At 34.0% G+C, this 26,953-nt stretch carries 21 protein-coding genes and 1 pseudogene; 2 read left to right on the top strand and 20 right to left on the bottom strand.

Translation table 11 applies throughout. The features are described 5' to 3' along the window. Positions 1 to 84 precede the first annotated feature (84 nt). Both D7004_RS00450 and D7004_RS00445 read left to right on the top strand, forming a co-directional pair. Entirely contained in the window at positions 85 to 2,403 is a 2,319-nt protein-coding gene (locus tag D7004_RS00450; RefSeq protein ID WP_123203901.1) for an SLBB domain-containing protein, read from the top strand. Position 2,404: 1 nt separating this feature from the next. Further along, positions 2,405 to 3,487 (top strand): hypothetical protein, encoded by a 1,083-nt coding sequence (locus D7004_RS00445; protein WP_123203900.1) that lies wholly within the window; start codon positions 2,405 to 2,407, stop codon positions 3,485 to 3,487. Positions 3,488 to 4,969: 1,482 nt separating this feature from the next. Here D7004_RS00445 and D7004_RS00440 read toward each other — a convergent pair. From D7004_RS00440 to D7004_RS00345, 20 genes and pseudogenes are all read right to left on the bottom strand, one after another. Further along, complete coding sequence (locus D7004_RS00440; RefSeq protein WP_123203899.1) at positions 4,970 to 6,679, bottom strand: capsule assembly Wzi family protein; 1,710 nt, start codon at positions 6,677 to 6,679, stop codon at positions 4,970 to 4,972. A 9-nt stretch (positions 6,680 to 6,688) separates the two neighbouring features. Continuing rightward, positions 6,689 to 8,377, bottom strand: a complete 1,689-nt coding sequence (locus tag D7004_RS00435) for a capsule assembly Wzi family protein (protein ID WP_123203898.1) — start codon at positions 8,375 to 8,377, stop codon at positions 6,689 to 6,691. Further along, positions 8,374 to 9,018 (bottom strand): hypothetical protein, encoded by a 645-nt coding sequence (locus D7004_RS00430; protein WP_123203897.1) that lies wholly within the window; start codon positions 9,016 to 9,018, stop codon positions 8,374 to 8,376. Before D7004_RS00430 ends, D7004_RS00435 begins: the two co-directional genes overlap by 4 nt. Before the next feature lie 20 nt (positions 9,019 to 9,038). Then, a complete protein-coding gene (locus D7004_RS00425) occupies positions 9,039 to 10,973 on the bottom strand; it encodes a polysaccharide biosynthesis protein (RefSeq protein ID WP_123203896.1) in 1,935 nt (644 codons plus the stop codon). 563 nt (positions 10,974 to 11,536) lie between these two features. Next, positions 11,537 to 12,505, bottom strand: a complete 969-nt coding sequence (locus D7004_RS00420) for an MraY family glycosyltransferase (protein WP_123203895.1) — start codon at positions 12,503 to 12,505, stop codon at positions 11,537 to 11,539. A 117-nt stretch (positions 12,506 to 12,622) separates the two neighbouring features. Further along, positions 12,623 to 13,723 (bottom strand): mannose-1-phosphate guanylyltransferase, encoded by a 1,101-nt coding sequence (locus D7004_RS00415; RefSeq protein WP_244214206.1) that lies wholly within the window; start codon positions 13,721 to 13,723, stop codon positions 12,623 to 12,625. Further along, positions 13,710 to 14,643: pseudogene (locus tag D7004_RS00410) on the bottom strand (GDP-L-fucose synthase family protein). The gene D7004_RS00415 and the pseudogene D7004_RS00410 overlap by 14 nt, the downstream one beginning before the upstream one ends. Before the next feature lie 76 nt (positions 14,644 to 14,719). Beyond that, entirely contained in the window at positions 14,720 to 15,709 is a 990-nt protein-coding gene (locus D7004_RS00405) for a CgeB family protein (protein ID WP_123203894.1), read from the bottom strand. Between the two features lies 1 nt (position 15,710). Next, positions 15,711 to 16,844 (bottom strand): NAD-dependent epimerase/dehydratase family protein, encoded by a 1,134-nt coding sequence (locus D7004_RS00400; protein WP_123203893.1) that lies wholly within the window; start codon positions 16,842 to 16,844, stop codon positions 15,711 to 15,713. Continuing rightward, a complete protein-coding gene (locus D7004_RS00395; RefSeq protein WP_123203892.1) occupies positions 16,841 to 17,446 on the bottom strand; it encodes an LbetaH domain-containing protein in 606 nt (201 codons plus the stop codon). Before D7004_RS00395 ends, D7004_RS00400 begins: the two co-directional genes overlap by 4 nt. Positions 17,447 to 17,454: 8 nt before the next feature. Beyond that, positions 17,455 to 18,156, bottom strand: a complete 702-nt coding sequence (locus tag D7004_RS00390; protein WP_123203891.1) for a glycosyltransferase family 2 protein — start codon at positions 18,154 to 18,156, stop codon at positions 17,455 to 17,457. Beyond that, on the bottom strand, positions 18,153 to 19,508 hold the full coding sequence (locus tag D7004_RS00385; protein ID WP_123203890.1) for an O-antigen polymerase: 1,356 nt from the start codon (positions 19,506 to 19,508) through the stop codon (positions 18,153 to 18,155). Before D7004_RS00385 ends, D7004_RS00390 begins: the two co-directional genes overlap by 4 nt. Further along, on the bottom strand, positions 19,508 to 20,356 hold the full coding sequence (locus tag D7004_RS00380) for a glycosyltransferase (RefSeq protein ID WP_123203889.1): 849 nt from the start codon (positions 20,354 to 20,356) through the stop codon (positions 19,508 to 19,510). The genes D7004_RS00385 and D7004_RS00380 overlap by 1 nt, the downstream gene beginning before the upstream one ends. Then, on the bottom strand, positions 20,316 to 21,038 hold the full coding sequence (locus tag D7004_RS00375; RefSeq protein WP_123203888.1) for a glycosyltransferase family 2 protein: 723 nt from the start codon (positions 21,036 to 21,038) through the stop codon (positions 20,316 to 20,318). Before D7004_RS00375 ends, D7004_RS00380 begins: the two co-directional genes overlap by 41 nt. A 66-nt stretch (positions 21,039 to 21,104) precedes the next feature. Next, positions 21,105 to 22,241: a glycosyltransferase gene (locus D7004_RS00370; RefSeq protein ID WP_123203887.1), complete on the bottom strand. Its 1,137-nt coding sequence runs from the start codon at positions 22,239 to 22,241 to the stop codon at positions 21,105 to 21,107. Beyond that, positions 22,220 to 23,110 carry an NAD-dependent epimerase/dehydratase family protein gene (locus D7004_RS00365; protein ID WP_123203886.1) on the bottom strand — a complete coding sequence of 297 codons (891 nt, stop codon included), beginning with the start codon at positions 23,108 to 23,110 and terminating at the stop codon, positions 22,220 to 22,222. Before D7004_RS00365 ends, D7004_RS00370 begins: the two co-directional genes overlap by 22 nt. Beyond that, on the bottom strand, positions 23,107 to 23,748 hold the full coding sequence (locus D7004_RS21115; protein WP_123203885.1) for an acyltransferase: 642 nt from the start codon (positions 23,746 to 23,748) through the stop codon (positions 23,107 to 23,109). The genes D7004_RS00365 and D7004_RS21115 overlap by 4 nt, the downstream gene beginning before the upstream one ends. Then, positions 23,741 to 24,370, bottom strand: coding sequence for an acyltransferase (locus tag D7004_RS00355; protein ID WP_123203884.1), 630 nt, complete (start codon positions 24,368 to 24,370; stop codon positions 23,741 to 23,743). Before D7004_RS00355 ends, D7004_RS21115 begins: the two co-directional genes overlap by 8 nt. A gap of 6 nt (positions 24,371 to 24,376) precedes the next feature. Further along, a complete protein-coding gene (locus D7004_RS00350) occupies positions 24,377 to 25,729 on the bottom strand; it encodes an oligosaccharide flippase family protein (protein ID WP_167459364.1) in 1,353 nt (450 codons plus the stop codon). 107 nt (positions 25,730 to 25,836) lie between these two features. Then, positions 25,837 to 26,931: a Wzz/FepE/Etk N-terminal domain-containing protein gene (locus D7004_RS00345; RefSeq protein WP_123203882.1), complete on the bottom strand. Its 1,095-nt coding sequence runs from the start codon at positions 26,929 to 26,931 to the stop codon at positions 25,837 to 25,839. Between the last annotated feature and the right edge of the window lie 22 nt (positions 26,932 to 26,953).

The following is a 26,953-nucleotide window of genomic DNA, read 5'->3' as shown; positions in this document are numbered from 1 at the left end:
TTAAATTAAGCAATAATGTAATTATCAGATTGTAATAATTTAAATACTTTATATTTGCGGTTATAAAAAAATAAAATACGATTCATGCGCTTTAAATATATCTTTTGTGCCTTGCTTTTTGGTTTTTCTTTACTGTTTACAAACCTGTCGGCACAAACCATTTCTACTGATAACCTCAGCAAGGTTAAAGTTGAACAACTATCTGATGCTCAAATATTAGAGATATCTAAAAGATTTGAAGCATCGGGCATTTCAGAAGCTGATGCAATTAAATTGTTGACTGCAAAGGGAATGGATCCCGCAGAAGTTGATAAATACAAAGAGCGCCTAGAGCAGGTAAAATCTGGCGGAAAAACAGCCAAAAACACAAACCCGGCGCCACAGGCTGCACAACCTAAAACACCATCCGTTAGAGATACAACCAGATTCTCAGATCCAAAACCTGTAAAAAAAAGTAGTCCAATTTATGGTTATGAATTTTTTAGCAATCCAAACCTTAAATTCGAACCTAATATTCGCATCGCCACACCTAAAAGTTATGTGTTAGGCCCTGATGATGAATTAACCATTATGCTAACCGGCTTAAACGAAAGCACGACAAATGCTAAAGTAAGTCCGGATGGAACCGTAAAAATTCCTTATGCTGGTTTAGTGTACGTTAATGGTTTAAGTATCGAACAGGCCACCTCACAAATCAGATCAAAAATGGTTAAGGCCTATCCGGCATTGGCATCAGGACAAACCAAACTAACTGTAAATTTAGGAACTGTTAGAAGCATCAGGGTAACCATAATTGGCGATGTTGCTACTCCCGGAACATATACTGTTTCTTCCTTATCTACATTATTTAACGCCTTATATCAAAGCGGCGGACCAACGTATCGTGGGTCATTAAGGAAAATAGAACTTATCAGAAATAATAAAGTAATACAGGTTGTTGATTTATATAATTTCTTGCAAAAAGGCATTCAAACAGATAATGTTAGTTTACGCGATCAGGATGTAATTAGAATTCCTGTGTACACCACTCGTGTTGCAATTGATGGTTCTGTTAAACGCCCAGGAATTTATGAATTGAAACCATCTGAAACGCTAAGCGATTTGGTTACCTACGCGGGCGGCTTTAGTGATTTAGCTTATAAAGCGATTGCAAAGGTTACACAAGTAGAGGAAAAAGAAAGAAGCGTAAAGGATATTCCTTCTGATATGTTCGACCGCTATACCCTTAAAAATGCCGATTCGGTTTATTTTGGTGCCATTTTAGAAAGGTTTGCCAATCGGGTGGTTATTGATGGTGCTGTTTACCGTCCAGGCACATTCGAATTAAATCAGGGTATTAGTCTGAAATCTTTAATCGCGAAAGCAGATGGATTAAGAGAGGATGCTGTGATGGGTAATGGTTACATCAAAAGAATAAAACCAGATTTAGAAAAGGAAATGATTTCTTTCAATTTGGGAAACATCATGTCTGGGAAAGATCAGGATATCAATCTGGTTCGTGAAGATTCCGTGTTTATCATGTCAACCAAAGATTTAAGAGATGAAAGTTCCATCAGCATTGGTGGATACGTTAGGGCACCAGGAACATTCCAATACAGAAAAGGTATGAGCGTGGCAGATGTGGTGAGTATGGCAAAAGGATTTCAGAATGATGCAGCTAATCATAGAATTGAAATCTCTAGATTGGTTAGAGATTTAACAGATACGCTATCAAATAAGTTGGTTACCATAATTACCCTAAATCTCGATTCTGCACTATCAACAGCAAGTGGTAATTTTCTACTAGAGCCGCTTGATTATATTTATGTGCCTCGTCTGGTTAATTATCGTTCGATTGGCAATGTTAAAATCCGTGGAGAAGTTTTATTTCCTGGCGATTATGCACAGCAGCGTAGAGACGAAACAGGGATGGAATTTATTAAACGTGCGGGCGGGATAACACCAATGGGTTCTTTAGAAAACACACAGGTGTACAGAAATGGATTAAGGGTTGATATGGACCTCACCGGAAACAGGAAAAAACAAGGTAAAGATGCAACAGTTTTAATGCCCGGTGATAGCCTTTTTATCCCCAAAAACGTTCCTTTCGTTGAAGTAACAGGTTCGGTTAATAATCCACAGCTATTAAGGTACGTAAATTCCAATTTTAAATATTATGTAGATGCCGCTGGTGGTATCACAGAAAGTGCGAGATTGAAAGGTGCTTATATCAAATACGCTAATGGCATTAATGCGCCTGTAAAAACATTCTTGTTTATAAAAAATTATCCAAAAGTTACAGCCGGAAGTCAGATTGTGGTGCCAGAAAAAACAGGCAAAAATAAACTGGGCTTTGCAGAGATAACAACAATTGCATCCGCGTTAACAGGCATCGTAAGTTTAATCGCCATCCTATTTAAATAATATGCAATCTGCAGAAGAGAAAACCAAATACATAGATAGAGAAGAAGAATTTTCTTTTACAAATATGATGGATTCCCGTAAGAAGGATTTTGCCTATCTATGGAATTATAAATTCAGGATTCTGATTATTGGTTTAATTGGTGGTGCAATGGGAATTGCCCTGGCTTACTTCTGGCCGGTGACGTATACAGCAAAACTAACTTTTGTAGTAGAAGAAGGCAAATCTGGTGGCGGAGGTGGTTTATTATCTTCATTGGCAGGGCAAATGGGTTTAGACATTGGCGGTTTAGCAGGAGGTACAAGTGGTGTTTTAGCTGGAGATAATGTTTTGCAATTATTAACCAGTCAGAAAATGGTTAAACAAACGCTTTTAACGCCTTTAGACAGCAATGGCAAATACACTCTTGCAGACAAATATGCAGATGCCTATAAACTTCGAGAAGACTGGAAAGATTTAAAAGACAACCCCAAAAGAGAAGCAATCATGTTTCCTGCTGATACAAAAAAATATTCCCGTTTGCAGGATAGTTTATTGCAGGAAATCATCACTAAGTTGACTGAAAAAGAACTTGCTGTAAGCAAACCTGATAAAAAACTTGGTTTTTTTGCGCTAACAACTACAATGAAAAACGAGCAGCTGGCGACTTTGGTTTGTAAAAGACTTATAGATGAGGCAACCCTTTTTTACACGCAAACCAAAACAAAAAGATTACGAATTAACGTAGATAGATTTCAAAGCCGTGCGGATAGTATTGGTAAATTATTGAATAGAAAAACCTATGCTGCAGCAGGCGCCAATGCAATAATGTTAGATGCCAATCCTGCTTATGCTACCATCGGAGTTGGTGCCGAATTGCAAGAACGCGATAAAAGAGTGCTGCAAACCATCTATTCAGAAATTATTAAAAACCTCGAAGTGAGCAGATCGATGTTGATGCAGGAAACACCTACATTTCAAATTGTAGATGAACCAGAAATGCCATTAAAGAAAAACAGAATGCGTTATGCTACAGGTATAGCCATTGGCGGATTATTGTTCGGTGCATTCTATTGTTTATTACTTTTAGTTCGTAGAAAAGCATAACGTCTTGCCGAATTTATTTCAGCATCTATTAACCTGAGAGCCCGATTCTTGAAATAAATAAATTTCTATTTTATCGCCCTATTGCTTGTACTACACGTTATGCTGAATTTATTTCAGCATCTTTCCTGCAAATAAGACCCTTAAATAAATTCAGGTGAGGTAAACTAAAAAAAGACAGCCTATTAATAATGTGAAGGAAAATTAATAAAGGAATTCAGGTTTACAATTAGCGAAACCATTGGTCAAAGATCTCTCTATCCCGCTGCGCTCCAATCGAGATGACGGGAATATAGGGCGTCATTTCGAGCGTAGCCGAGAAATCTTTGTAACTTGAGTCCGATTCTTGAAATAAATAAATTGCTGTTTTATCTCCGTATTGCTTTTACGACACGTCATGCTGAATTTATTTCAGCATCTTTCCTGCAAATAAGACCCTGAAATAAATTCAGGGTGACTTTAACTAAAAAAAACAGCCTATTAATAATGTGAAGGAAAATTAATAATCCAACTATAATCATCCTGAGCTTGTCAATGGACTTTTCTTTGAAAGATTTACTTAGGAATATATGGAATATTATCTTTCTTAATTCCTTAATGTTTTAACATGTTTCGCTGGAACATTAACTTTTTAGTTTTTATTGCCATCCTTGAGCTTGTCGATGGACTTTCTTGAGACCTTTACGTTCAGAAACACTTGGAATTAAACATTAAGAATAGTACTTACCTTTCTTAATGTTTAAAAATCTGTTTCGCAGTAACATTAACCTTTTAGTTTTTATTGCGAAGGACTTTTCTTTGAAAGATTTACATAGGAATATATGGAATATTACCTTTCTTAATTCCTTAATGTTTTAACATGTTTCGCAAGAACATTAACCTTTTGGTTTTCTTATTGTCATCCTGAGTTTGTCGGAGGACTTTAATAAAAGAATTAAATGAAGAACGATATAGAATTTAATTTTAAGAGTAGCACTTATCTCTCTAAATGCCTCAATGTCTAAATATAAATTAGAAATGAATATCGATGTTTAGCTTATCTAAGTACTATGCTCGTATTAAGTAAATCTAAACACCTGGTGTAGAGTTTTCCTATCATGTCATCCTGAGCTTGTCGAAGGATCTTAATAAAAGAGTTACTTAATAAAAGTATTAAATGAAGAACAATATAGAATTTAATTTTAAGAGTAATACTTATCTATCTTAATGCCTCAATGTTTAGAAATAACTGGTAATACCTATCGATGTTAACTTATCGAAGTACTACCCTCGTATTACATAAATTTGAACAAATAGTCTAGATTTTTTCTAACGTGTCACCCTAAGCTTGTTGAAGTATCCTCCTCAAAGATTGCATTAAGGGCTAGAGGGAATAAATTTACAACAAATTACTTATTTCTCTTATTGCCCTTAATGTTTTTTTAACCTAAATATCTAGATACAACTTAACGTTAATCTCAACCTTGACCTCGATCTCAACCTCACTTAAAACCTAAACGCTACGCCCAATTCGCCATGAAAATTAAATACATCGTTGTTTGGAATGTAATATTGCGTATCCGTAAGATCTTTTTGCCTCCATTGGTAATTAAGAGATTTAATACCCTGAAGCTTCGCATTAAAAAGTAAGTTTTTATAATTCCATTCACCTTGTGCCCCGAAAGCAAAGTCTACCCAACTTCTACTACCACCCTTTGCACTTCCAAAACCAGCTGAGTCATAAAAATCTCTGTTATGTTCGTAACGCTCAAAACTTAAGCCTAATTTCTTCATTCCCTTAATCCAACTCAAATCAATGGATTGAACATTACCACCCGTTCCACTTCCAGCACCTAAAACTTCTCCATTATTTGTGTAACCTTGACGTGCTTCCCCATGGTAATAAAAACTACCAGCACCCCTCAAAAGCAAACCATCTATCGTTTGAGACATTTGGGTTATTTCAGCATTAACCTGAATAAATTCATCCGTTTTCCCTTTTAAAGGAACCAATTTCCGTAAGCCAAAGATGTAAGCTCTTGAATGATCAGGCGAACCAATAAAATCCCTAAAATTAAAAGAATTATCATTTAATCCGTATTCAAAGTAAATTTCAGCGTGTGCTTTTGTAAATAGCCATCTGGCGTACAACGATGTCCTCTGATCTCTAGCCAAACCATCATCACCACCCCCATTATCTATGTTTGTTTTTTGAAAAGGAATAAAGAAAGGGATGTAGCTCGCAATACCGTCAAGGTCAGGTCCGTACGACATAAAAGTACGGGTAAAGCCCAAAAATAATCCTGGTATCCATTTAGGCTGATAGTTAACATTTAAGCCTGCAAGATACCTCCAGTCACTCCTTGGTTTAGAATATATATTGGTACCAGTTGATAGCGTTGTAATACTTAGAGGAGAGAAACCCGATTCTTCCAATCGTCCACCAATTATCTGAGCCTCAAAAGAACCAATATAAGTTTTTACAGGTCTTACGGTATTTAAGGTAACATGTTTAAAACCTGTTGCATTGTTACTCATCATCAAGCTATTCTTAACACCTGGTCCCCACCAAATATTCTCATTAGATAATCCTAAAGATGCTGGACCAACCGTTAAGCGTATGCTACTTTGCCCCCACGATAATTTTTGATAAGATGAGTTGCCAAAGCGTTCTGGCGCATCGATAAGGTTATAATTTCCACCATAATAGGCACTAAGTTCTGCATCGCTTCTATTATCTCCAAAACTCTCAAAAGACGAATTCTGAGCATACACAAACTCAGGTTTTAACTGTATACTCAAAGGACCAAATTTAGCGAAAAAGCCCCCAGATACTAAAGTTTGATAACCCTTCGCCGGAATCATCGCACCATCATTCCAGCCATAAGGATGATGAGAATTGAATTGTTGCTGCCACGAAAATGGCAATATTTGAAATACACCTTTGCCGTTGGCAAATTGAATCGGTCCTGAAGATTTTATCCACGAATCCGCTTCCAATGTTCCTTCCGGGTCGAAAATGTTGTCTGTTTTTAAAGCCTCGGCCGATAGTGGGCGCACACTATAAGAAATGGAAGAATCCAATTTCCCTAACAACTGAGCCCTTCGATAATAGTCTTCAATAAGTGGTGTGCCAACAGGAATCGTTTGCGCCGATAGATGTAAAGAGCAGCTGCCTATAATCGCGATAAATATAAGTTGATAAATGTATTTCATATTTTATGCTTAAAACCTATAAGTTATCCCTGCTTGAATTTGTAAATTGAATGCATCCTTTCCTGGCGTCATATAAGGCTGATCAGGATTTTGAAGTAAATACCATTGGTAATTTAAAGATTGGATGCCTTGAAGTTTAGCATTGAAAATAAAATTTTTGTAATCCCACTCCCCACTTGCCGCCAGACTTAAATCCGTCCAATGCCTTCTATAATCTCTCGAATCAACATAAGCATAATAATAAAAATCGTTGTTGTGTACGAAACGCTCTACCTGTAAACCCAAACGTTTCAAACCTTTTACCCAACTCACTTCTACAGATTGCAAATTGCCACCAGGACCAATTCCCGCACCTAAAACTTCTCCTCTATTGGTATATCCCTGCCTGATGTTTTTACTGGTGTACCAACTCTCTAAATTTAAAACTTTAGTCACATCGGTTTCTTGCATTTGAGTTACTTCTGCGCTTACCATTAAGCTTTCATTTTGTCTTCTACCAAAAGGAAACAATTTACGTACCCCAAAAATATAAGCCCTGGAAACATTTGCTTCCAATTGCAAATCTTTGCTATCGCCCGAGTAATTGTTCCTTCCGTATTCGAAATAAACCTCTGCCTTTTCTTCGGGCCACAGCCACCTCATAAAATAAGAATTTCTTTGATCTCTTTTATTAATGGCTTCTGCTGCCATACTTTGTTTCTTTGAGGAGAAGAAAGGAAAATAATCTCCAAAAGAATTCATGCTCGAACCATAGCTTTGAGAGCTTCTGGTTAAACCAATGAAAAAGCCTGGAATAATTTTAGGCTGATAAGTTAGTACCAAGCCCGCCAGGTATCTCCAGCCATTATATTTCGGAACAAATAAGGATTCTCCAAAATATTCCCGCTCTGGTTCCAAAACACCATAGCCCGAATTTTCCAATCTGCCTGCTATAATCTGTCCTTCGAAAGAACCTACCGGTGTAGAAATGGGCTTACGGGTATTTAAGGTTAAATGCTTAAAGCCGGGAGCAGTATTGCTCATCAAAAGCGAATTCCGCATGCCTGGTCCCCACCATAAATTTTCAGTGGACAATCCAAAAGACATAGCCTTGTAATTCACTCGGATACTGCTTTGACCCCAATACGCCTGCGTTATGCCATCATTTCCAAATCGGGCAGGCAAATCTATATTGTTATAAAAATCGTAATAACGGGCAGCAATTACATCATAATGATCTTTATCAAAAGTATCAAAATCACCATTAGCAGCCAAGACTATTTCTGGCCTGAATTGGATAGAAAGCCAACCATATTCTGCATAAATACCAGCACTGGCTACCGTTTGTAAGCCTTTCGCGGGTAGCATTGCGCCATCATTCCAACCGTATGGATGATGAGAATTTACCTGCATTTGTAAACTTAGTGGCAATAACTGCCATTTAAACTTTCCGTCTTTGGAGGTACCACGAATATCGGCATTTAAAAGGTTATATCTTTTCTCAGTTGAATCAGGATAAAACCCATCTTTTTGGTTAAACCCACTCAAAGGAATAAGTGGTCTAACAGTAAATGAAATCGATAAATCAAGTTCACCAGACAATTGCTTTCTGCGGTAGGCATCCTCTAAAGCCATCGTACCAACGGGGAGCGACTGACTTTTAGCAACGTAATTTAAAAATATCAGGAAAAGAGAGAAGAGTAAAATTATTTTTTTCATAAACTAATTGCTTTTACCCTAATGTTATCAACAGACCAGCTTTCATCACACTTTTTATCGGCCGTATTGGTTTGTACCAATTGATCTCTAAACTGCATCAATGCTGAAGATTTCGAATGCTCAATGGTTTTGGTAATTCGATATAAGGTAGTTCCACCAATCTTACCTTGCAAATTGCAAACGCCGGGTAAATTTGGATTTACAGCACCCGATTTTGGGTTGTGGTTGTAATTGGGGTAATCTTGAGGATAAGATTGTGGCGGACAAAAGTCAGCATTACAATCTTCATTAGAAAATGTGGTGTTAACATATAAGTTCCCATCAACAATAAACTTCCAAATATCTGGTCCGTCAATGCCTGTACCGGTCTTATTACCATCCCAACTATCGTGAATGTATAAATCAAAGGATACCTCAATCAACTTATGCTTTGGTAAATTATCCAATTGTAAATCAAAACCGCCTGAATTGTAGCGCCCGATAACATTAGAGCCGTTATAGGCTTCGATTACGCCAGATGTGATGTTACTGAGGTTTTTTGATTCAAAGTCGTTAAAATAAACTTCAGCTTCGTTTTCGACATTCTTTGAACAGGAAGAGAAAAGAGTTAGTAGCAGTAAAGAATAAATAAGTTTTTTCATAGTAAGAATTTAGATTCCGATTAAGCCCGGTGATCCAATTCTTCGAAAATTGAATTTTTGCTTTTAAATTCGGGAACCAATTTTTTCATGTTGATGACAACCTGCCTGTCGTTATTTGATTTGGCGGATAAAATAAGCCTGTTGATCTCTTCACCAATATCATTAAACACATATTCCCTCACTTTACCAATCATAATTTTTTGATGGTGGGTAGGCATGGTATTTTCGTTATCATTTAGCAATTCTTCGTATAATTTTTCTCCTGGTCTTAATCCAGAATACTCAATTTTTACATCAACATTAGGTTCCAAACCGGCAAGGCGAATCATTTTCTTGGCCAATTCTACAATCTTTACCGATTTCCCCATGTCAAAGATGAAAATTTCTCCACCTTTGCCCATACAGCCAGCTTCTAAAACCAATCGGCAAGCTTCGGGTATCGTCATAAAATAACGCGTAATTTCCGGGTGTGTAACGGTTACTGGTCCACCCTTTTCAATCTGTTGTTTAAACCTTGGTATTACCGAACCATTTGAACCCAAAACATTACCAAAACGAGTGGTAATAAATTTTGTAATGGGCTTTACTTCTAACTCATTGATATAACTTAATCCATTGCTGAAAATAAATTTATCCTGACTTAAAGAGTTATTTAAAGATTGGACATAAATTTCAGCAATACGTTTTGAAGCGCCCATCACATTGGTTGGATTTACGGCCTTATCGGTAGAAATCATGACGAATTTCTGTACGCCGTACTTAACCGATTTATCAGCGATAGTTTTGGTACCCAAAACATTCGCCTTAATGGCTTCCGCTGGGTTATCTTCCATTAATGGTACGTGCTTATAGGCAGCCGCATGATATACGTAATGTGGCTTGTACGTATCAAACAAAACATCCATACGCTGCTCATCCCTTACATCACCAATAAAAGCATGAAAATTTTTGCTTCTGTTATTCTCTTCTAATTCTAAGTACAATTCATGCAAAGCTGATTCGGCCTGGTCGCAGATTATAATTAAGCCAACATCAAATTTAGATAGCTGACGCACAATTTCACTACCAATAGAACCAGCGGCTCCGGTAATCAAAATTCGTTTTCTATCCAGCATCTTACCAATACCATCAATATCAATATCTATCGACTTACGGTTTAATAAATCTTCAATATTTAATTTTTGAATTTGTGCGGTTTGCAGTTTACCATTGGTCCAAACATCTGGTGGTGGAATATTCAAAATTTTGATGTCATTCTCCAGACACATATCTATCACGTAATCTTTCCGGTCTTCCGGAATGGTATAGGAGGCAAAAATGATTTCATCCAATTCGTGTTTTTGAATCAAATCTTTCAAATTTTTAGCATCCAGGATTTTTACACCATCGATGGTTTTACCCACTTTACGTTCATCATCATCAACAAAAGCTACAATATTTTTATTTACACTTCCATCATGGTCAAAAGTTCTTTTGGTTGCCAAACCCGCCTCACCGGCACCGTATATAATGACCTTCTTTTTATCTAATTTTAAATTTTTGATGTATAAAAAAAAGTATTTTATCAAAACCCTATAGGTAATTAGCAATAAAAAACTCGCTAAGCCATTGGTGATTAATACAGTATTTGGAACTAGAGATGACCTAAAAAAAGTTATTACGATTAAGTTTAGTACAAAGAATGTTCCGTTGGTAATGATTACCGAAAATAGAATCCTGAATGAATCTTGAGCACTTGTATACCTTATGATCCCCGCATAAGTTTTAATATTTAGAAATACTGCAATATTAATTACACCCAAAATCAACAGATTTCTGGCCATTTCCTGGATATCTACAGCGGTTAAATCGAGGTTATACCTTAAACTATAGGCCAATACCATCGAAAAGGTACAGATGATGATGTCCAGCAGGAATATGATCCAGCGAGGAACAATGTTAATTTGTGTAAACAAAATTCAATAGGCTTTATTTCATGTAAAGATAAATATAAAAATTATATCAATATATATATATTACTTTACTTTACAACTTACTTCAATTAGGATGCCAACATTAATCCAGCTATACCCTCTTGAGCATTTTAAAGGACATCATAAACCGTCATTGCAAGGCTTTGGCATGAGCGAGCCGTGGCAATCTATAACCTCAAACTTAAAACTTAGCCTTACCTTACTTAGATTTCCTTAAATGTCTTAGGTGGTTACATTAAACGTGTCATCCTGAGCTTGTCTAAGGACATCAAAAACCGTCATTGCGAGGCTTTGGCATGAGCGAGCCGTGGCAATCTATAACCTCACCCCCCGCCCTTTCCTTGAAGAGAGGGAGCTATGCGATATTACAAACTCCACAGACTTGTCATCCTGAGCTTGTCGAAGGACAGATCTGAACCTCAACCTCAGCCTTAGCCTCAAACTTAACCTCAACCTTACATAGATTTTCTTAAGTGTCTTAGGTGGTTAATTAAACGTGTCATCCTGAGCTTGTCGAAGGAAACATCTCAACCTTAACCTCAACCTCAACCTACACCCCCTATTAACCTCTTTTTCCCTTCCGTTCCAAACCGTACAATTAAAAACAGTACGGCAAATAGCAAGGCAAAACCAGCAGCTATGCCGTAAGAATCTTGTATAAAAGCAACTATCAACACATTTACGAGCAATTGAACTATAAAATACAAACCTGAAACCACCAAGTGCGACCACTTCCGCTCATTAGCCAAAAACTGATAAAAATGACTTCTGTGGGCTTCGAAAATGTTTTCCTTCCTCACTAAACGAAATGCAATCGTAACTACCGCATCCAAACCATAAACCAGCAACAACAAGATATAATTGAAATTCTGTGTTTTTAATATCAACTGCCCAATAAAAAAAACAATTAAGAAGGCAATGCTCACACTTCCTACATCACCAGCAAAGCACTTAGCCTTATGCCTGAAATTGAAGAAATTAAATACCAGTAAGGATAGTGCAATCACAATTAAAAATTCGGAAGAAGTAAAGCCAACAACATATTCATTTATGTACAATAAAGTACAAATGGCTAATAAGCTGTATGAACCTGTTATACCATTGATACCATCCATAAAATTATAGGCATTTATAGTGCCGATAACGAAGATTAACGCAACGGGAATCCAAAACCAATCCAATTCGAAAAGACCCCACTGGTAGAACATCAATAAAACCGAAATTAAATGAATGCTTAGTCTAACTTTATTGTTTAGCGTAAACACGTCATCTAAAAAACTAATGGCAGTAATTAAAACCAGGCCTAAAATAAACCATGGATATTGAAAGCCAAATACAAAAAAGAAAGATATCGCCGCTAAGCTAAATATTATACCTCCACCGCGTATGGTTACTGCAGTATGCGAACTTCTAGCGTTTGGTTTATCAATAATATTAAAATGATCTGCTATTTTAAAGTAGAGTAATTCTATAAGAAAAAAAAGGCCGAAAAAAAGTAGGTAATTAAGCGTCATCAATATTTTATAAATGTTGGTCCAAAGCTAAGAAATAATTTAAAAAGAAGACCTTGCAGAACCTTCAATGCAATATACACCGGGGCAATTCCGTAACGAAACCGACATGTCATCCTACTATTGAAAGTCTTTCCCGAAATTTGCAACCATTTCGTTTGCAACTTGCTTAATCTCTTGTTCGTCTGATTTTGGATAAATCAACAATACCTTCCCATCATCTACAATAATGAAATTTTCCATGCCTTTGATTACAGCGGCTTTACCTGGAGGCAACTGAATAAGACAATTATTAGTGTTTTTTAAGGTTATTATATCACAGTTAACAGAATTTTCATATCCATCTTTATTTGCAACTTCATGCAATGATGCCCAAGTGCCTAAGTCTGACCAGCCAATATCAGCAGGAATAGTATAGACATTATCTGCCTTTTCTAAAATAGCATAATCGATAGAAATATTAGGTGACTTTGGATAATTTTCATTGATGAAATTTTGTTCAGAATTGGTATTATAAATCGAAAGCCCTCCTTTAAATAATTCACTAATTAATGGTGCATGTAATTCAAAAGCATTAATAATAGATTTTGAAGACCAGATAAATATACCTGCATTCCAGAGATAGTCACCATTCCTGAGGTATTCATTTGCTTTATCTAAAGAAGGCTTCTCCATAAAAGCTTCAACTTTTTTAATATCGTTAGAAATTTGATATTCTGAATCCATGCGTTTATACTTGATATATCCATAGCCAGTATCTGGACGGCTCGGCTCAATTCCTAAGGTTAATAGGGCATCATTTTTTGAAGCGAAATTAAGGGCAAGATTTATTTTACCCAAAAACACATCTTCCTTAAGTATTAAATGATCAGATGGTGCAACAATTATATTCGCATTGGGATTCTGCTGATGTATCTTGTAACTGGCATAAGCTATGCATGGAGCAGTATTGTTTCTGCTTGGCTCTAAAAGAATGTTATTTTCCAAAAGTTCAGGAAGTTGTTCAGCAACCAAACCTGCATAACTCTCATTGGTTAAAATATAGATTTGCTCATTTGAGCAAATATTTAGAAATCTTTCATAAGTTAACTGAAGCAGAGATTTACCTAATCCTAAAATGTCTATAAATTGTTTAGGAAAGTGATTTCGGCTTTTCGGCCAAAAACGGGAGCCAACGCCGCCCGCCATTATTAAAACATATGTGTTATTAGTTCCAGTCATTGTACTTTATTTCTTCATAAACTCTTGAAATTCCATTTTTCAAATCAATGGATGCTTTCCAGCCCATAGCATTTAATTTTTGTACGTCCATTAATTTTCTTGGGATGCCGTCTGGTTTGGAATGGTCTGTAATTACATCACCCTCAAATTGAACAACGTCTTTTACCAAATGTGCAAGTTCCTTTATAGATATATCTTCTCCCACTCCTATATTAACAAATCCATCCTGTTCAAAGTTGTCCATTAAAAACACGCAGGCACTAGCCAAATCATCTGAATGTAGGAATTCTCTCTTTGGTATACCTGTACCCCAAATTGTAACTGTAGCATCTCCATTTTTCTTTGCTGTTATAAATTTTCTTAACATAGCAGGCAGTACATGGGAGTTATTTAAATCATAATTATCATTAGGTCCGTACAAATTCGTTGGCATAACTGAAATGAAATTGCATCCATATTGCGCACGATAAGCATCGCACATTTTAATACCTGCAATCTTTGCAATAGCATAAGGCTCATTAGTTGGCTCCAATTCTCCAGTCAAAAGGTATTCTTCTTTTAATGGCTGAGGTGCAAGTTTTGGATAAATACAAGATGAACCCAAAAACATCAACTTCGAGACCTTATTTAGATATGCGTGATGAATAACGTTATTTTGGATCATTAAATTTTCATACAGAAAATCAGCACGATAAGTATTGTTTGCTACAATCCCACCAACTTTGGCTGCTGCTAAAAAAAACATAATTAGCCTTTTCAACTCCAAAAAAATTAGCCACCGCAACGGTATCACTTAAATCTAATTCACTTGAAGTACGAATAATGATGTTGACAAAACCCTTGTCTTCCAAATTTCTTAAAATAGCAGAACCTACCATTCCACGGTGGCCTGCGATATGAATTTTATCTGTTTTATTCATTAAGGTGATTCTAAGAAATAAAGTTCAGTTTCTTTATATTTAAACGTGCTTCAACTGAAATATATAAAGCACTAATTTAAAGATTAAGCTGAAATACATCACACACCCATCCATGAATACTATATTTAATAAGTAATTCACTTTCTGTAGGTACGTATTCAGAATTGATAAAAGTATTCGGCATAACAGGATTTTCTCTGTCGATTAATAAAAAATTGTTTTCGTTATAAAAATCATAATTTACGATATCGCTATTTGTCGTAATTAATTTTTTTTGCGCACCCAATGTTTCTAAAGTTCGCATTGTTAAACCTACTTGATTAGGGTGATTTATATCTAAAATAATCTTCGACCGATGAACCAAATCTGCTGTTGTTTTATGGTTTAGCGGAATAAAAGAGATATCACTCAACTTAATCGATTTAAATTCCTTATCAGATAGCTTTTTAGCCCAAAACAATTTCTTGCTACTTAAATAGAAAAAAAGCTTAACATTTAATTCCGGAATTTTAGCAACTAATCTTTTTACAAAATTATACCTATCGCTATGGGCTGTTCCGGTAAATAGCAAATCGTATCTAAATGCAATTGATTGTTTTTTATATGCATCTATATAAAAAAGCGCTCTAAAGCTTAAATCATATTGCTGTGCATCGTTTTTATCAAAGCTTATTGCCCTATCTACTAATGGTAGCAATTCAAGCGCACCCTTGTTCTTAAACGAATCCCACATGTACAAAATAACTTTAGCATTTAAGTATTGAGTTTTAATTGATGTTAATATTGTTGGAGTTAATGTTTCAGGACTTATTATAAAAATGAAATCGAAATGTTTTTGTTTATCTGAAATTTGTTTTAAAACTGAATTGTAATAATTCTTGATTTTTCGTTTTAAAAAATTTTTATTTAATCTTATAATTGCCTTGGTAAAAAACGTATTTGATGGTCGTTCATCAATCCAAACTACACTTGCTCCAGCTACCTTTAAAGCATTTACGATTTCTATTTCGTAGTTAAAAAATTTGGGAGATAATAATAAAATGCTTTTCCCCTTTAAATTGTCCATCTTATTTATATAACCCTTTTGCTTTCATCTCCTCAATAGATTTTTCATATTTATCTTCCTGCACCTCTTGGGTATTTACCCATTTTGCAAATAGCGCTAGTCCTTGCGTAAAGTTTACTTTAGGTGAAAACCCTAATAATTTCTCAATTTTAGTTAAATCTGCATAATTATGACGTATATCACCAAGCCTATAATTACCGCTAACTTTAACGGGTACATGTATACCATAATTTGCAATTAACCCATTAGCAACTGTAATCACATCTGTAGGAACACCAGTACCAACATTAAAAATTTCATTATTTGCTTCTTCCTTTTCTATTCCTAAAATTGTAGCATCTACAACATCATCGATAAAAACGAAGTCGCGTGTTTCCCTTCCATCTTCGAAAATATTAATGCCATTGCCATTTTTTATTTGTGTCGAAAAAATTGATAATATACCAGTGTATGGATTTTTTAAGGATTGGCCCGGCCCATAAACATTTTGGTATCTAAACGCAACAGGCGAAACGCCAATAGTAGGGCAAACCGTCATAATCATTTGTTCTTGGTTTTGCTTTGTTATACCATAAACTGAAGATGGGTGAATTTTTGAATCTTCATCCGTAGCCACTAATCGCAATTCTGTTGAACCAGGTGATTTAACTTCAAAATCGCCATTATCCATATATTCGGCGGTACGATGTTTAGGATAGATGCTTTCACCTTTTTGATTAATATATTTCCCCTCGCCATAAATAGAACGTGAAGAGGCAATGATTACCTTTTTAACCTGATGGGTTGTATTTGCTAATAAATCCAACATAATAGCGGTGCCATTCACATTTACATCAACATATTTTTGTATTTCATACATTGATTGGCCAGTACCTGTTTCTGCAGCATAATGCACAATCACATCTTGGCCAGCAATTGCCATTTCCCAATCTTGTTTGGAAGTAACAGTACCCCGCAAAAACTTTACCTTATTATAGATACTTTGAAATAATGGGGATGTTGATTCTGCATTCTCGCCATGTATCTGGACAGATAAATTATCTAATACAGTTATATTATAACCCTTGCTAATTAATTTTAGCGCCAAATTGCTTCCTATAAACCCGGCTCCTCCGGTAATTAAAACATTTTTCATATTGTTACTATCTTATCCCATCTTTGGGTTTCAAAATTAAATTTTTTAATTGGTTTAGCAGGAGAACCAACAGCTATAACGTTGCTTGGTATATTCTTAGATACAACTGAATTAGCTCCAATTATACTTCCTGAGCCAATTGTCACACCAGGTAATACGGAGACAAACTCTCCGAGCCAGACATTATTTCCAATTATAACTTCTTTAGAGTGCATTTTTCTTTCCATTGGCGTTGTTAAAGGACTGCTATCAAATTTATTTCCAGCATAGCTACCATGTGAGCAATCAGATATATAAATTTTGCTAGCCATCAAAACATTATCTCCAATAGAAACTTTTTCCATTGCAGTAACGTGTACATAATCATTCATTTGAACATTCTTACCTATAGTCAAAACAGTTTCCTCATTAATAGGGTATGCCTCTATCCTACAACCTACGCCTGTAGTAAATCCATTATCAATTTTAATATACTTTTTCCCCCTTATATCAAATGGAAATCGTATGATCTTAGCATTACGAAATAATGCTTTAGTCCTTATAAGATTGATACCAAGTTTTATCAGTTGAAAAGAGGAATATCTCTTAAATAAATTACTCATTTTATTAATTATCTATTTAACAAATTATATAATGAATAAAATCTAACTTTTAATTTATGATACGTAGAATTTTGGCTTAACATTCCTCCTGTTGATGCATTAGACCCATGCCTTCTATATCTTATTAAAGGTTTATCTAATAACTCTACTTTATAATAATATTCTGAAATAATTGTTAACCAATAATCATAAGCACAAAGTTTTTGATTAGAAGGAAAGGGCAGCGCTTTATCAAGAATTTCACGTCTAAATGCAATGCATGCTCCAATATATCTCGTCTTTAAAAAGTTGTTCCAAAAACCCCTCTTTACTTTATATAATTCGAAATGAGATTGATTAATGACATTTAATTCCCCGTCAACAATTAAAGCATCATGCATTACTAGAGTTGCATTCTTTAATGCATCGACCATTTCGATTACTTTATTATTCATCCATACATCATCTTGGTCAGATATAAATAAAATATCTCCCGAAGATTTTGATATTGCATTTTCGAAATTCTTTGAGTAACCTCGTTCACCTTCATTGATAAAGATTTTAATTCTATCGTCATTAAAGCTTTCTATAATTTGAATGGTATCATCCGATGATTGATCATCAGAAATAATAATCTCATCGTCCTTTTTGATTTGCGAAGCTATTGAAATTAATTGCTCCTTGATATATTTACTACCATTAAACGTTGCTAAACAGACACTAATTTTCAAACATACCTCCTACCTTTATTCAACACTTCACTTATAAGTATTGATACTATTAAAACAATAACCCCATAAATTACTACATCATAAAAGACCTGCATAAAAAGAGGTACATCTGTGGCGGCTGTAATAATCATTGATGACAAAACAACATAAATAACTAAAATAAAATTGTTTGGATATGGACCCATTCTTCTTAAAAAACCAATTCTAATATAAGAAATTATATATCCAACACTAAAAGAATAAAAAGGTGCACCGTATTTTCCAAAATATATTAAGCCTTCCAAGGGATGTTGTGCATTTGGCCCGAAAGTACTTAATGCGTCTAGTGGTAAACCTATAGAATAGTTTATTATATATGCTCCAATAGCAAATTCGTAATCTGTCGCTCTAATCATTGCTAAGAATGGGTTCAAAATATGAGGAATATAATCTATTGCGGAATGATTAAAATCAGAATAGATATCGAACACATAAAAAAAATAAAATGCATCACCAGAAGCAACTAATCTAGTTATAACTGAATCCAAAGAGGACGTTTCTACTCCAGATAAAACGATTATAGTTAACATAAATGATAAAGCAATTATTAAAGAATATTTTGCCCATTTCGAGATAATCGCCTTATTAAAATTGGTTTTTAATTTATCAACAATCAAAATACCAAATGATTTATTTACTAAAGCAATAGCAAACAATAAATTCAACATTATTAAAAGTGAAGATTTTGAGCCCATGGTCACCATAATCATCACACATAGTAGTAAGCAGATTACATAAAAAGATTTCTGTTTAAATTTTAGTTTTATACTAGGATGAAACATTTTTATTAGTGGAATTGCCAAAACAAAATTCAATAATGCAAAATTTATCCTTTTGACAATCCCCCAGCCACCTGTGTAGAGTAAGATTTTAGCCTCACTTGGATTTGCTGAAAAAATAGGCAAACTTCCTTTAACTAAAAGCATTAAAAGATTTGATATAAGCATGATTAATAAGCATATTACCATAAATACATCAACGAGAAGTGCATAATTATAAGAAGAACCGATTGTATTGGCACGTTTTACCTCACTAAAATTTGGTAAGCCCCTTCTACCACCTAATGCAATTCCCGCTATAAAAGCAATTATGCAGGACATAAAACTCAAAAAATATTCTAATTTAATAGAGTGTTCAAAAAAATATAAATAGATAACAAACGCTATTGAAACGCTGTTAAAAAAAATGAATATAAGTAATGGATCAAACCATAAAAATATTTGCTTCCTAAGTAAAATGAAATAAATAGCAAAAACTGCAAAAAAAAGAAAAGTCAGGGTAGTGAGATCAAAAGAGAATACAATATCCTGCATTATGCAATTTTAGTTAAAGAAAGAATAGTTTTTTTTGTAAAGATAAAAGTTTTATATTTCATATTCAATTTAATGGACCTCAAAAAAATCCATGTGTACAGGCCTAAAGCAACAGCACTATTTTTTTTGTAGTGTTTGGCGCCTTCTAAATAATAATCGAATCTAGTAACGGCGCTTTGCTTCGAAACAGCTTCTTCGCTTGATAGAGAGTGATGAAATGCGGTGTTTAATATAAAAATATCTTGAGTAAAAGCTAAGCAGCGTTTTAAAAAATCAAAATCGCTAAAGTCTAACTTAATTTTTTCGTTATAGCCTCCAACTTCTTTAAATAAAGATGTTGAAATTATTAATCCACTGTTAATTACGGCTAATCCTTTCAAAGGGACAACCCCATTAGGTTTATAATGTAACTCCTGACTAGAAAAAAGTACAAATTTTGATGGCGATATAAGTTTCTTACCATTAGTTATTAATGGGGAATATAGCGAAACCTTCACATTTTGCTGATTATTTAGGATTTTTAGAAATAAATCGAAAAAATCAATTGAAATGGTTGTATCTTGATCAAGAAGAATAATGTAGTCTTTCTCTAATACTGTAGCAATTTTAAAAGCCTCATTATAGGCTCTACCAACACCAGAATTAGTGTTATCTTCAATATATTTAATGTCTACCCTTTTATGAGCTTTACCATTATATGTCCAGTAATCAGGCGAATTATTGTAAACTACCAAAGTTAATTCATCCTCGAAATCTATCAGAGAATTCTTCAACGTTTTAAAGCTTTCAGAATTTTCTAAAGAACTCTTATATAGAACTATTACTGCTATTAATTTTTTTATTCCCATATATTTTTTGCACTTTATAGTAGACAGCTGCAATAGCACTCACCACTACTCCGTAATTATCACGAACAACCTGTAAAGATTCCTTAACAGCAATTTCTTCACTTACACCTCCCTCTAAGGCATAACCCCTAAAATTTTCATCTTTATGAAATTTATGCCCGGCTTTCATCAATCTTTGGTTAAAATCAAAATCTGCATATATTTTATAATTTAAAGAAAATGGAGGAGATGTATGGATACCTTTTTTTATAAGCAACGCCTGGTGATGAATGGTATTACCAAAATACGACCGCCAGCTAATCTCTGATTGAAAAATATGTTTTTCACCTAAATTTACATTTCCATAAATAATATCTATATCTCGATATTGATTCATATCTGGTAGCTGGATTATAGTATCTCCGGAACCAAGGTAAAGTATATAAGAATTTGAATCCGCCTTTGCCCATCCTTTGTTCATTGCATCGTAAATACCTTTGTCTTTTTCTGAAAGCCAATAAGTGATTTTAGATTCATTTTCTTGTATAATTTCCTGCGTGCCATCATTAGAGCCTCCATCTATAATAATGTATTCTAAATTATTATAGCCAATATTAGATACGCTATTTATTGTTTGCAACAGGCTATCTTTCCCATTGAAGACAACAGTTATGATGGTTATTTTAGGAAGTGTATCTATCATAAATTAGCTAGAATTAAATTTAATAAAACTCTAGATACTTGCACCAATTCCATATCTTAACTTATGTTAATTAAATAATGATATAAACTTCAAACCACTCTTCATGATTTCATCAGAATAGTTATTTTCCACGATATTTACACCCCGAAGAACTTCTTCCATTTTATCAGCAAGAGCTTGATCGCTATAAGGATCAAAGAACAGACAATTCTGATTTATTTGTTCTCTGTGCAAATTTATATCTGATAAAACAATAAAATGATTTATCGCTTTTGTATCCTCAACAACAGTGCTCCACCCTTCGAAAAGGGAAGGTTGGATTATAGATATCGAATGCTTCATAAGACATAATTGTTCATTTCTATCTATAAATCCCAAAAATGAAAATCTATCTTCAAGATTGTTGTCTTTAATAAATTGTTTAAGTTCAGGTACATGTTCGGGATGCCTAAAATCATGCTCTTTGCCTGTAAAAACAACGTGGAAGTCTTTTCTTTTCTGTGCAAGTAGTTTTACTGCTTTTAGAATTACAATATGATTTTTATGCCTCCAGAATTGGTTTGGAACAATAAAATAGGGCTTTTTTAATTTAAATTTTTCTAATACTACATCTATATTGATGTCCAAATATTTAGCGCCAAGAATACTAACAAATCTCAAAACCTTCTTTTCATTTTGATTATGTGGATAAAATTTCTCATAATCATCATAAGCATTTTGACTACTGAAAACTATAGGATACTTTCCCTTTACTAAACTGTTCTGAGCTTTAAATCTACTAGCCAAATCACCTTTCGAAAAAAATTGAGGCAGATAATGCTCCTGAAAATCAGGTATCCAATAGTAAAACCCAGTAACATTTGTTGTACTTATAAAATCAGACACAGGATAAAGATTTTTGACATCTTTGATAGGTATTTTTTTTTTAACTAAAAGTTTGCCCAATATCAATCTTCCTATCTTATTAATGATTCGTTCTCCAATATTAAATTCAAAAGAAAATTCAAGAAAATCGATAAATTTATATCCGATTTTTAAAATTTCAGTTCTATCAGTCCCTATATCGCAAACTACCAAAATTCTAGGTTGATCGTTCTCGCCCAAAAATTTTAAAGACTTTATTATATTCAATATGTAATAAGTTCCACCAATCCAGTTATCGTTGTACGAGTATATTAAAGTTATTTGTTTTTTTTCAACCATCTTACTGTATTTTCTAACCCTAACTCTATATTAACTTTTGGCTCAAAGCCGAAGCTTTTTAACATACTTATATCTGCTTTCCAATTCAAAGGGTCGCCAGGTTTAATTAAATTATTAAAAGAAATCTTTATATTCGGGTCAATAAACTCGCAAAAAGTTTGAGTCGCTTCTTTTATACTCGTCTCTTTACCAGTTGCAATGTTTATTGCTTCACCGTTAAAAAGTCCCCTCTTAACTATACAATCTATCGCATTTAATAGATCTTCTACGTATATGAAATCTCTGGTTTCTTCTCCAGAACCAAAAAGTTCTATCTGATTTGACCTTATAGCCTTTTGATATGTATCCCAAAACAGCTGCTTTTTTAAATGTTCTCCATAAACGGAAAAAAGCCTCAAATTAATTGTTTGAATATTATACAAATAGTAATATTCCTTGCATAATTGCTCAGCATAAAGTTTATGCCATCCATACGGCGATAAAGGTTTAAGAACATTAGATTCTACTATAGGTAACGTTGTTGGATTACCATAAACTGCAGCCGAAGACATATTAATAAACTTACATGTTGGATTATGCACCCTTATCGAATCTAATAGTTTTATAGTATTAGTAACATTGAGCTCGTAATCATAAACTGGCTTGTTAAGCGATATTGGTACACTTCCATTACCACTAGCATTAATGCAAACATCAAAATCATTTTCTTCAAAAATGGACTCAAAACTCGTATTTTGAAGTGCAAGCATAAAATATTTTTCTTCGGTACTACTGGATATGTCAGCGCCCCAAACTTCATTTGAAGTAGAGAAAAATTTAAAGAGGTGTGAACCAATGAATCCCTTAGAGCCTATAATTATTACTTTCATTTCTTTTTAAATTCTTGTGGAATATCTTTTATCTTTTTTGCTGGATTTCCACCTACTATAGTCCAAGGCAGAACGTCCTTTGTTACAACACTACCAGCACCAACGATGGCACCTTCACCAATTGTTACTCCTTTTAATATAACGCAATTCATTCCAATCCAGGCATCACTTTCAATTTTAATTGGCTTCGATGCAACAGTTGTCCAATTTTTTGTTGCAAGCAAATCAAAGTCATTCCGATAGTCACTTAATTGTTGTTCAATATCATTTCTTCTATCTAAATAATTAATTGAGTGAGAATTATGATCGCTAATGTAGCAATTCCAAGAAATAAAGACATTATCTCCAATCTCTATTTTATTTTTACACGTGATATTACTGGACCCAATCCAACAATTATTACCTATAATAAATTCGCTATCTTTATCATGAAAGCTTATTTGGCAATCAAGGATGGAATTATTGCCAATTTTTAAAAATTTTTTATTTGGTAATGCTCCATCACATGAGTGCATTTTAAAGCTTTTATAAAAATATGATTCTCCGAGATCAATAAATGGCCTTACTGATTCAATGTATGAATCGAATTTTTTTCTCCTTAAGAGGGAGATCATTTTAGAAATAAGAGTTCTAATCATCGGCTTTCTTTATTAAGGATTTTATAACCTTAGCCGGCACGCCTGCGACCAATGAAAAAGCGGGAACATCTTTTGTTACGACGCTTCCTGCAGCAACAATGGAACCCCTTCCAATATGCACCCCTTTTAAAATAATAGAATTAAAATTAATCCAAACATTATCCTCAATAACAATTGGTGAAGTTTGAACGGATCCCTTTTCTTTCGGGTGACCATATTTTAGCATTTTAAGATGAGCATGTGCACGGTCAAGATAATCTATTTCATGAGCTGAGGAATCAGCAATATTCACATTGTGGGATATTAAAACATTATTCCCAATTACAATACTTTCACCAGACATAATTTTAGTTTGTTCACCTACATAGACGTTTTCTCCAATATTAATCTGACCACCATAATTAAAAACGCCTAATTCTCCCCTAACATGGGTATTGCTACCTAAAACAATTTTACTTTGGTTGTTTGCAAGATTATTTACCTTTGCCTCAGAATAAAATGTAGCACCATTATTTATAACGCCACGATTGCAACTTTGAATGTTTTCAATATCATTTACTTTGTTAATTAGTAAATGAAATCTTGTTGCTCTAAATATATTTAAAATTATATTTTTTAACATCTTTGCCTATCTATTCCAAATGCCTGTTGCACTCAGGTTAACTATTTTTCTGTACTGTAAATAAGATATTAAGCTAGCTATACCTGTGACTATTATCGTTGCCATTGGTATGCCTATTATACCAAACTTGAAAACTTTAATAAAGGTAATTGCAAGAGGTATGTTAAGTATCATACTTGCCGTAGCAAAGTATAATTGAAGCTTCACTTTTCCTACTCCATTTAAAAAATTACTAAAAATACTTCCCCAAGTAATAATAATATAATACAAGCACATTATAATTGAAAGACTTAAAGGCACACCAATTGCATTATTGGTCCAAATACTATATAATTTTTCAGAAATTAACAGTTGTAAAATCAAAATGCAAACCAGAAAAGCCCAAAAAATGAACAATTTTTTCATTGTCTTTTTTATCCAATCCAAATCTTTTTCCGCGAATGCTTTGGTTGTCATGGACCAGAATGGAGTTAAGATAATAGTAAAAAAAATACTTCCTACACTGAAATATTTAAAAGCAATATTATATGTAGTTACATCGGAAGGTGTAAACAGTTGTGAAATGATGAAATTGTCTGAAGCATAAATTACTAACGCAGCAATCTGAATAATGAAGAAATTAAGCCCAATATTCAGAAGTCCCTTAGCATGCTCTAATCTTACATGAGAAAAGGAGGGCCTTAAATGTTTATAAGTTGTACTAAATAGAAATAGGCTGACGATAAGAAAAACAAAAACTGGTATAACTGAGTAAACTAAAGCTACGTACGCTAATGTACTAAAGTGATAAAATTTAAGTAGATAAAGACCAAAAAAAACCAAAATTTGTACTATTACATTGACCAAATCAGCAAGGGCAGACCTTTGCAGAGCTAATAAAACAGTAATAATCAATCTTAAAACAAATTGAACAAATAACAAACTGATTGCATACGTAACTGCCATTTTGAGGTCAGAAGCAGCTGAAGGGGGTGCATTAAATACTAATGTCCAGTTTACGAATGGGTTCACAATCAAAAAAACGATTAAAAGAACTCCGAATATCACAGCCAACGAGCCATATGTAGTGGAAACATAAATCTTTCCATCCTCATAATTTTTATCGGCTATAGATGTAGTCAGTTTATTTCTGAGTCCGTTCCCAAGCCCTAAATCAAAAAAAGAAAACCAACTTAGTATGGCTGTCAAAGTTAGCCAAATACCATATTGAGTAGTACTTAAAAAACTTAGAACCAGTGGAATTGTTAAGAAGTTAACTGCAATATTAATTGTTTTGATGAAAAACGAAAAAAAAACGTTTCTAAAAACTGTTTTAGTTTTTGTGTCGTTTAGTTTTAATAGTTGAGTTAATCTTTGCAATGTATATATTTTTTTTTAATTGATTTTTTTCTTTAATTATCAAATTGATTGAATTATTCTTGTAAATTAAAGGTTAATCCTTACTGAACTATTCTTACCCAAAAGCGCTAAGCCATTATACTTTTGTAGACCTTACGGATAGATAAATAAACTATACTCAAAAACCCAAACAATAGCCCCCCAAGAACTATACCTTTTGCTTTGCCAAATTTTTGTCTTTCAAGTGGGTATATAGGTTGATCTATCACTTGAATCAACGGTGTTTCTTTTAGTAAAGACATTTTTGTCAATTCTAAATTCTTAACCATTTCAGCTAAAATAGATTTGTTAGTTTCAGCAGAAAATTGAGCTCTCTGAGCTACAGGAACTCGCTGAATTTGTCTGGTTGGGTTTAAATTTGGGGTAGCATCAGTAACAGCCACGGCAGTGTAAATTGCACCATTCATAACTGAACGAACAGAATCTGTTTTATGCTGTAGAATTTTTACGTTTTGTAAATTTTTCTTTGTTTTTGTATTAATGTAAAACTCATTTACATTTTTAACTAATTCGTCGTTAAAGGCTTTGGCAAATATTTCGTCTTTAGCTTTAACATCGACCTGCAACGAATTCAATTTCTTATCTGGCTTAAAAACAGTTAAATAGTTTTTGTTTAGGTTAGTTACTATATCTCCAAGAATACTGTCTCTTAACCGATCCGGATTTGTTTTAGTGCCCGATAACTCACCAGCTTTAAATTGTAAATTAACTAATTTGGGAGTGTCCTTCCATGACTTTCGCAATTTATTAAAATCAATGTATCTATCTATCAATAATTGTTTTCTACCCTCAAAGTCTACCTCGGTCAAAAGAGTCTGTTCGAGCATTGTTCTTGATTTATAAAGACCCAAAATATTGTCTCCTTGAAAAACACCACCACCACTACCTAAATCCAAACCTGCCATTGAAGCTAAGCCTGCTAAGCCGCCCAAATTGCTACTACTTTTATCATCTTCCAAAACAAATGTAGTTGTCGCTATGTAAACTGGTTTTTTAAAATAAGCATATGTAAATCCTAAAATCCCTCCTAATAAACCAAAACAAATAATGAATAACCATTTAGATAAGAGGTATATACACCATTCAGAAGTTTTAAGAATAATTTGTTTCAACGAAATTTCTTCGCTCTGCACATATATATTTTGCTGACTTTCTGTTGTCATTTCTTACTTTTTTAGCTCTCCA

Source organism: Pedobacter jejuensis (genome assembly GCF_003725795.1).
In the GTDB taxonomy this organism is placed as follows: domain Bacteria; phylum Bacteroidota; class Bacteroidia; order Sphingobacteriales; family Sphingobacteriaceae; genus Pedobacter; species Pedobacter jejuensis.
This window is presented reverse-complemented; position numbering and strand designations above follow the sequence as displayed.

Bases quoted from the DNA above. Each gene is read 5' to 3' on its own strand.
- D7004_RS00450 (WP_123203901.1), top strand. From the start codon at position 85: ATGCGCTTTAAATATATCTTTTGTGCCTTGCTTTTTGGTTTTTCTTTA.
- D7004_RS00445 (WP_123203900.1), top strand. From the start codon at position 2,405: ATGCAATCTGCAGAAGAGAAAACCAAATACATAGATAGAGAAGAAGAA.
- D7004_RS00440 (WP_123203899.1), bottom strand. From the start codon at position 6,679: ATGAAATACATTTATCAACTTATATTTATCGCGATTATAGGCAGCTGC.
- D7004_RS00435 (WP_123203898.1), bottom strand. From the start codon at position 8,377: ATGAAAAAAATAATTTTACTCTTCTCTCTTTTCCTGATATTTTTAAAT.
- D7004_RS00430 (WP_123203897.1), bottom strand. From the start codon at position 9,018: ATGAAAAAACTTATTTATTCTTTACTGCTACTAACTCTTTTCTCTTCC.
- D7004_RS00420 (WP_123203895.1), bottom strand. From the start codon at position 12,505: ATGACGCTTAATTACCTACTTTTTTTCGGCCTTTTTTTTCTTATAGAA.
- D7004_RS00415 (WP_244214206.1), bottom strand. From the start codon at position 13,723: ATGACTGGAACTAATAACACATATGTTTTAATAATGGCGGGCGGCGTT.
- D7004_RS00405 (WP_123203894.1), bottom strand. From the start codon at position 15,709: ATGGACAATTTAAAGGGGAAAAGCATTTTATTATTATCTCCCAAATTT.
- D7004_RS00400 (WP_123203893.1), bottom strand. From the start codon at position 16,844: ATGAAAAATGTTTTAATTACCGGAGGAGCCGGGTTTATAGGAAGCAAT.
- D7004_RS00395 (WP_123203892.1), bottom strand. From the start codon at position 17,446: ATGAGTAATTTATTTAAGAGATATTCCTCTTTTCAACTGATAAAACTT.
- D7004_RS00385 (WP_123203890.1), bottom strand. From the start codon at position 19,508: ATGCAGGATATTGTATTCTCTTTTGATCTCACTACCCTGACTTTTCTT.
- D7004_RS00380 (WP_123203889.1), bottom strand. From the start codon at position 20,356: ATGGGAATAAAAAAATTAATAGCAGTAATAGTTCTATATAAGAGTTCT.
- D7004_RS00375 (WP_123203888.1), bottom strand. From the start codon at position 21,038: ATGATAGATACACTTCCTAAAATAACCATCATAACTGTTGTCTTCAAT.
- D7004_RS00370 (WP_123203887.1), bottom strand. From the start codon at position 22,241: ATGGTTGAAAAAAAACAAATAACTTTAATATACTCGTACAACGATAAC.
- D7004_RS00365 (WP_123203886.1), bottom strand. From the start codon at position 23,110: ATGAAAGTAATAATTATAGGCTCTAAGGGATTCATTGGTTCACACCTC.
- D7004_RS21115 (WP_123203885.1), bottom strand. From the start codon at position 23,748: ATGATTAGAACTCTTATTTCTAAAATGATCTCCCTCTTAAGGAGAAAA.
- D7004_RS00355 (WP_123203884.1), bottom strand. From the start codon at position 24,370: ATGTTAAAAAATATAATTTTAAATATATTTAGAGCAACAAGATTTCAT.
- D7004_RS00345 (WP_123203882.1), bottom strand. From the start codon at position 26,931: ATGACAACAGAAAGTCAGCAAAATATATATGTGCAGAGCGAAGAAATT.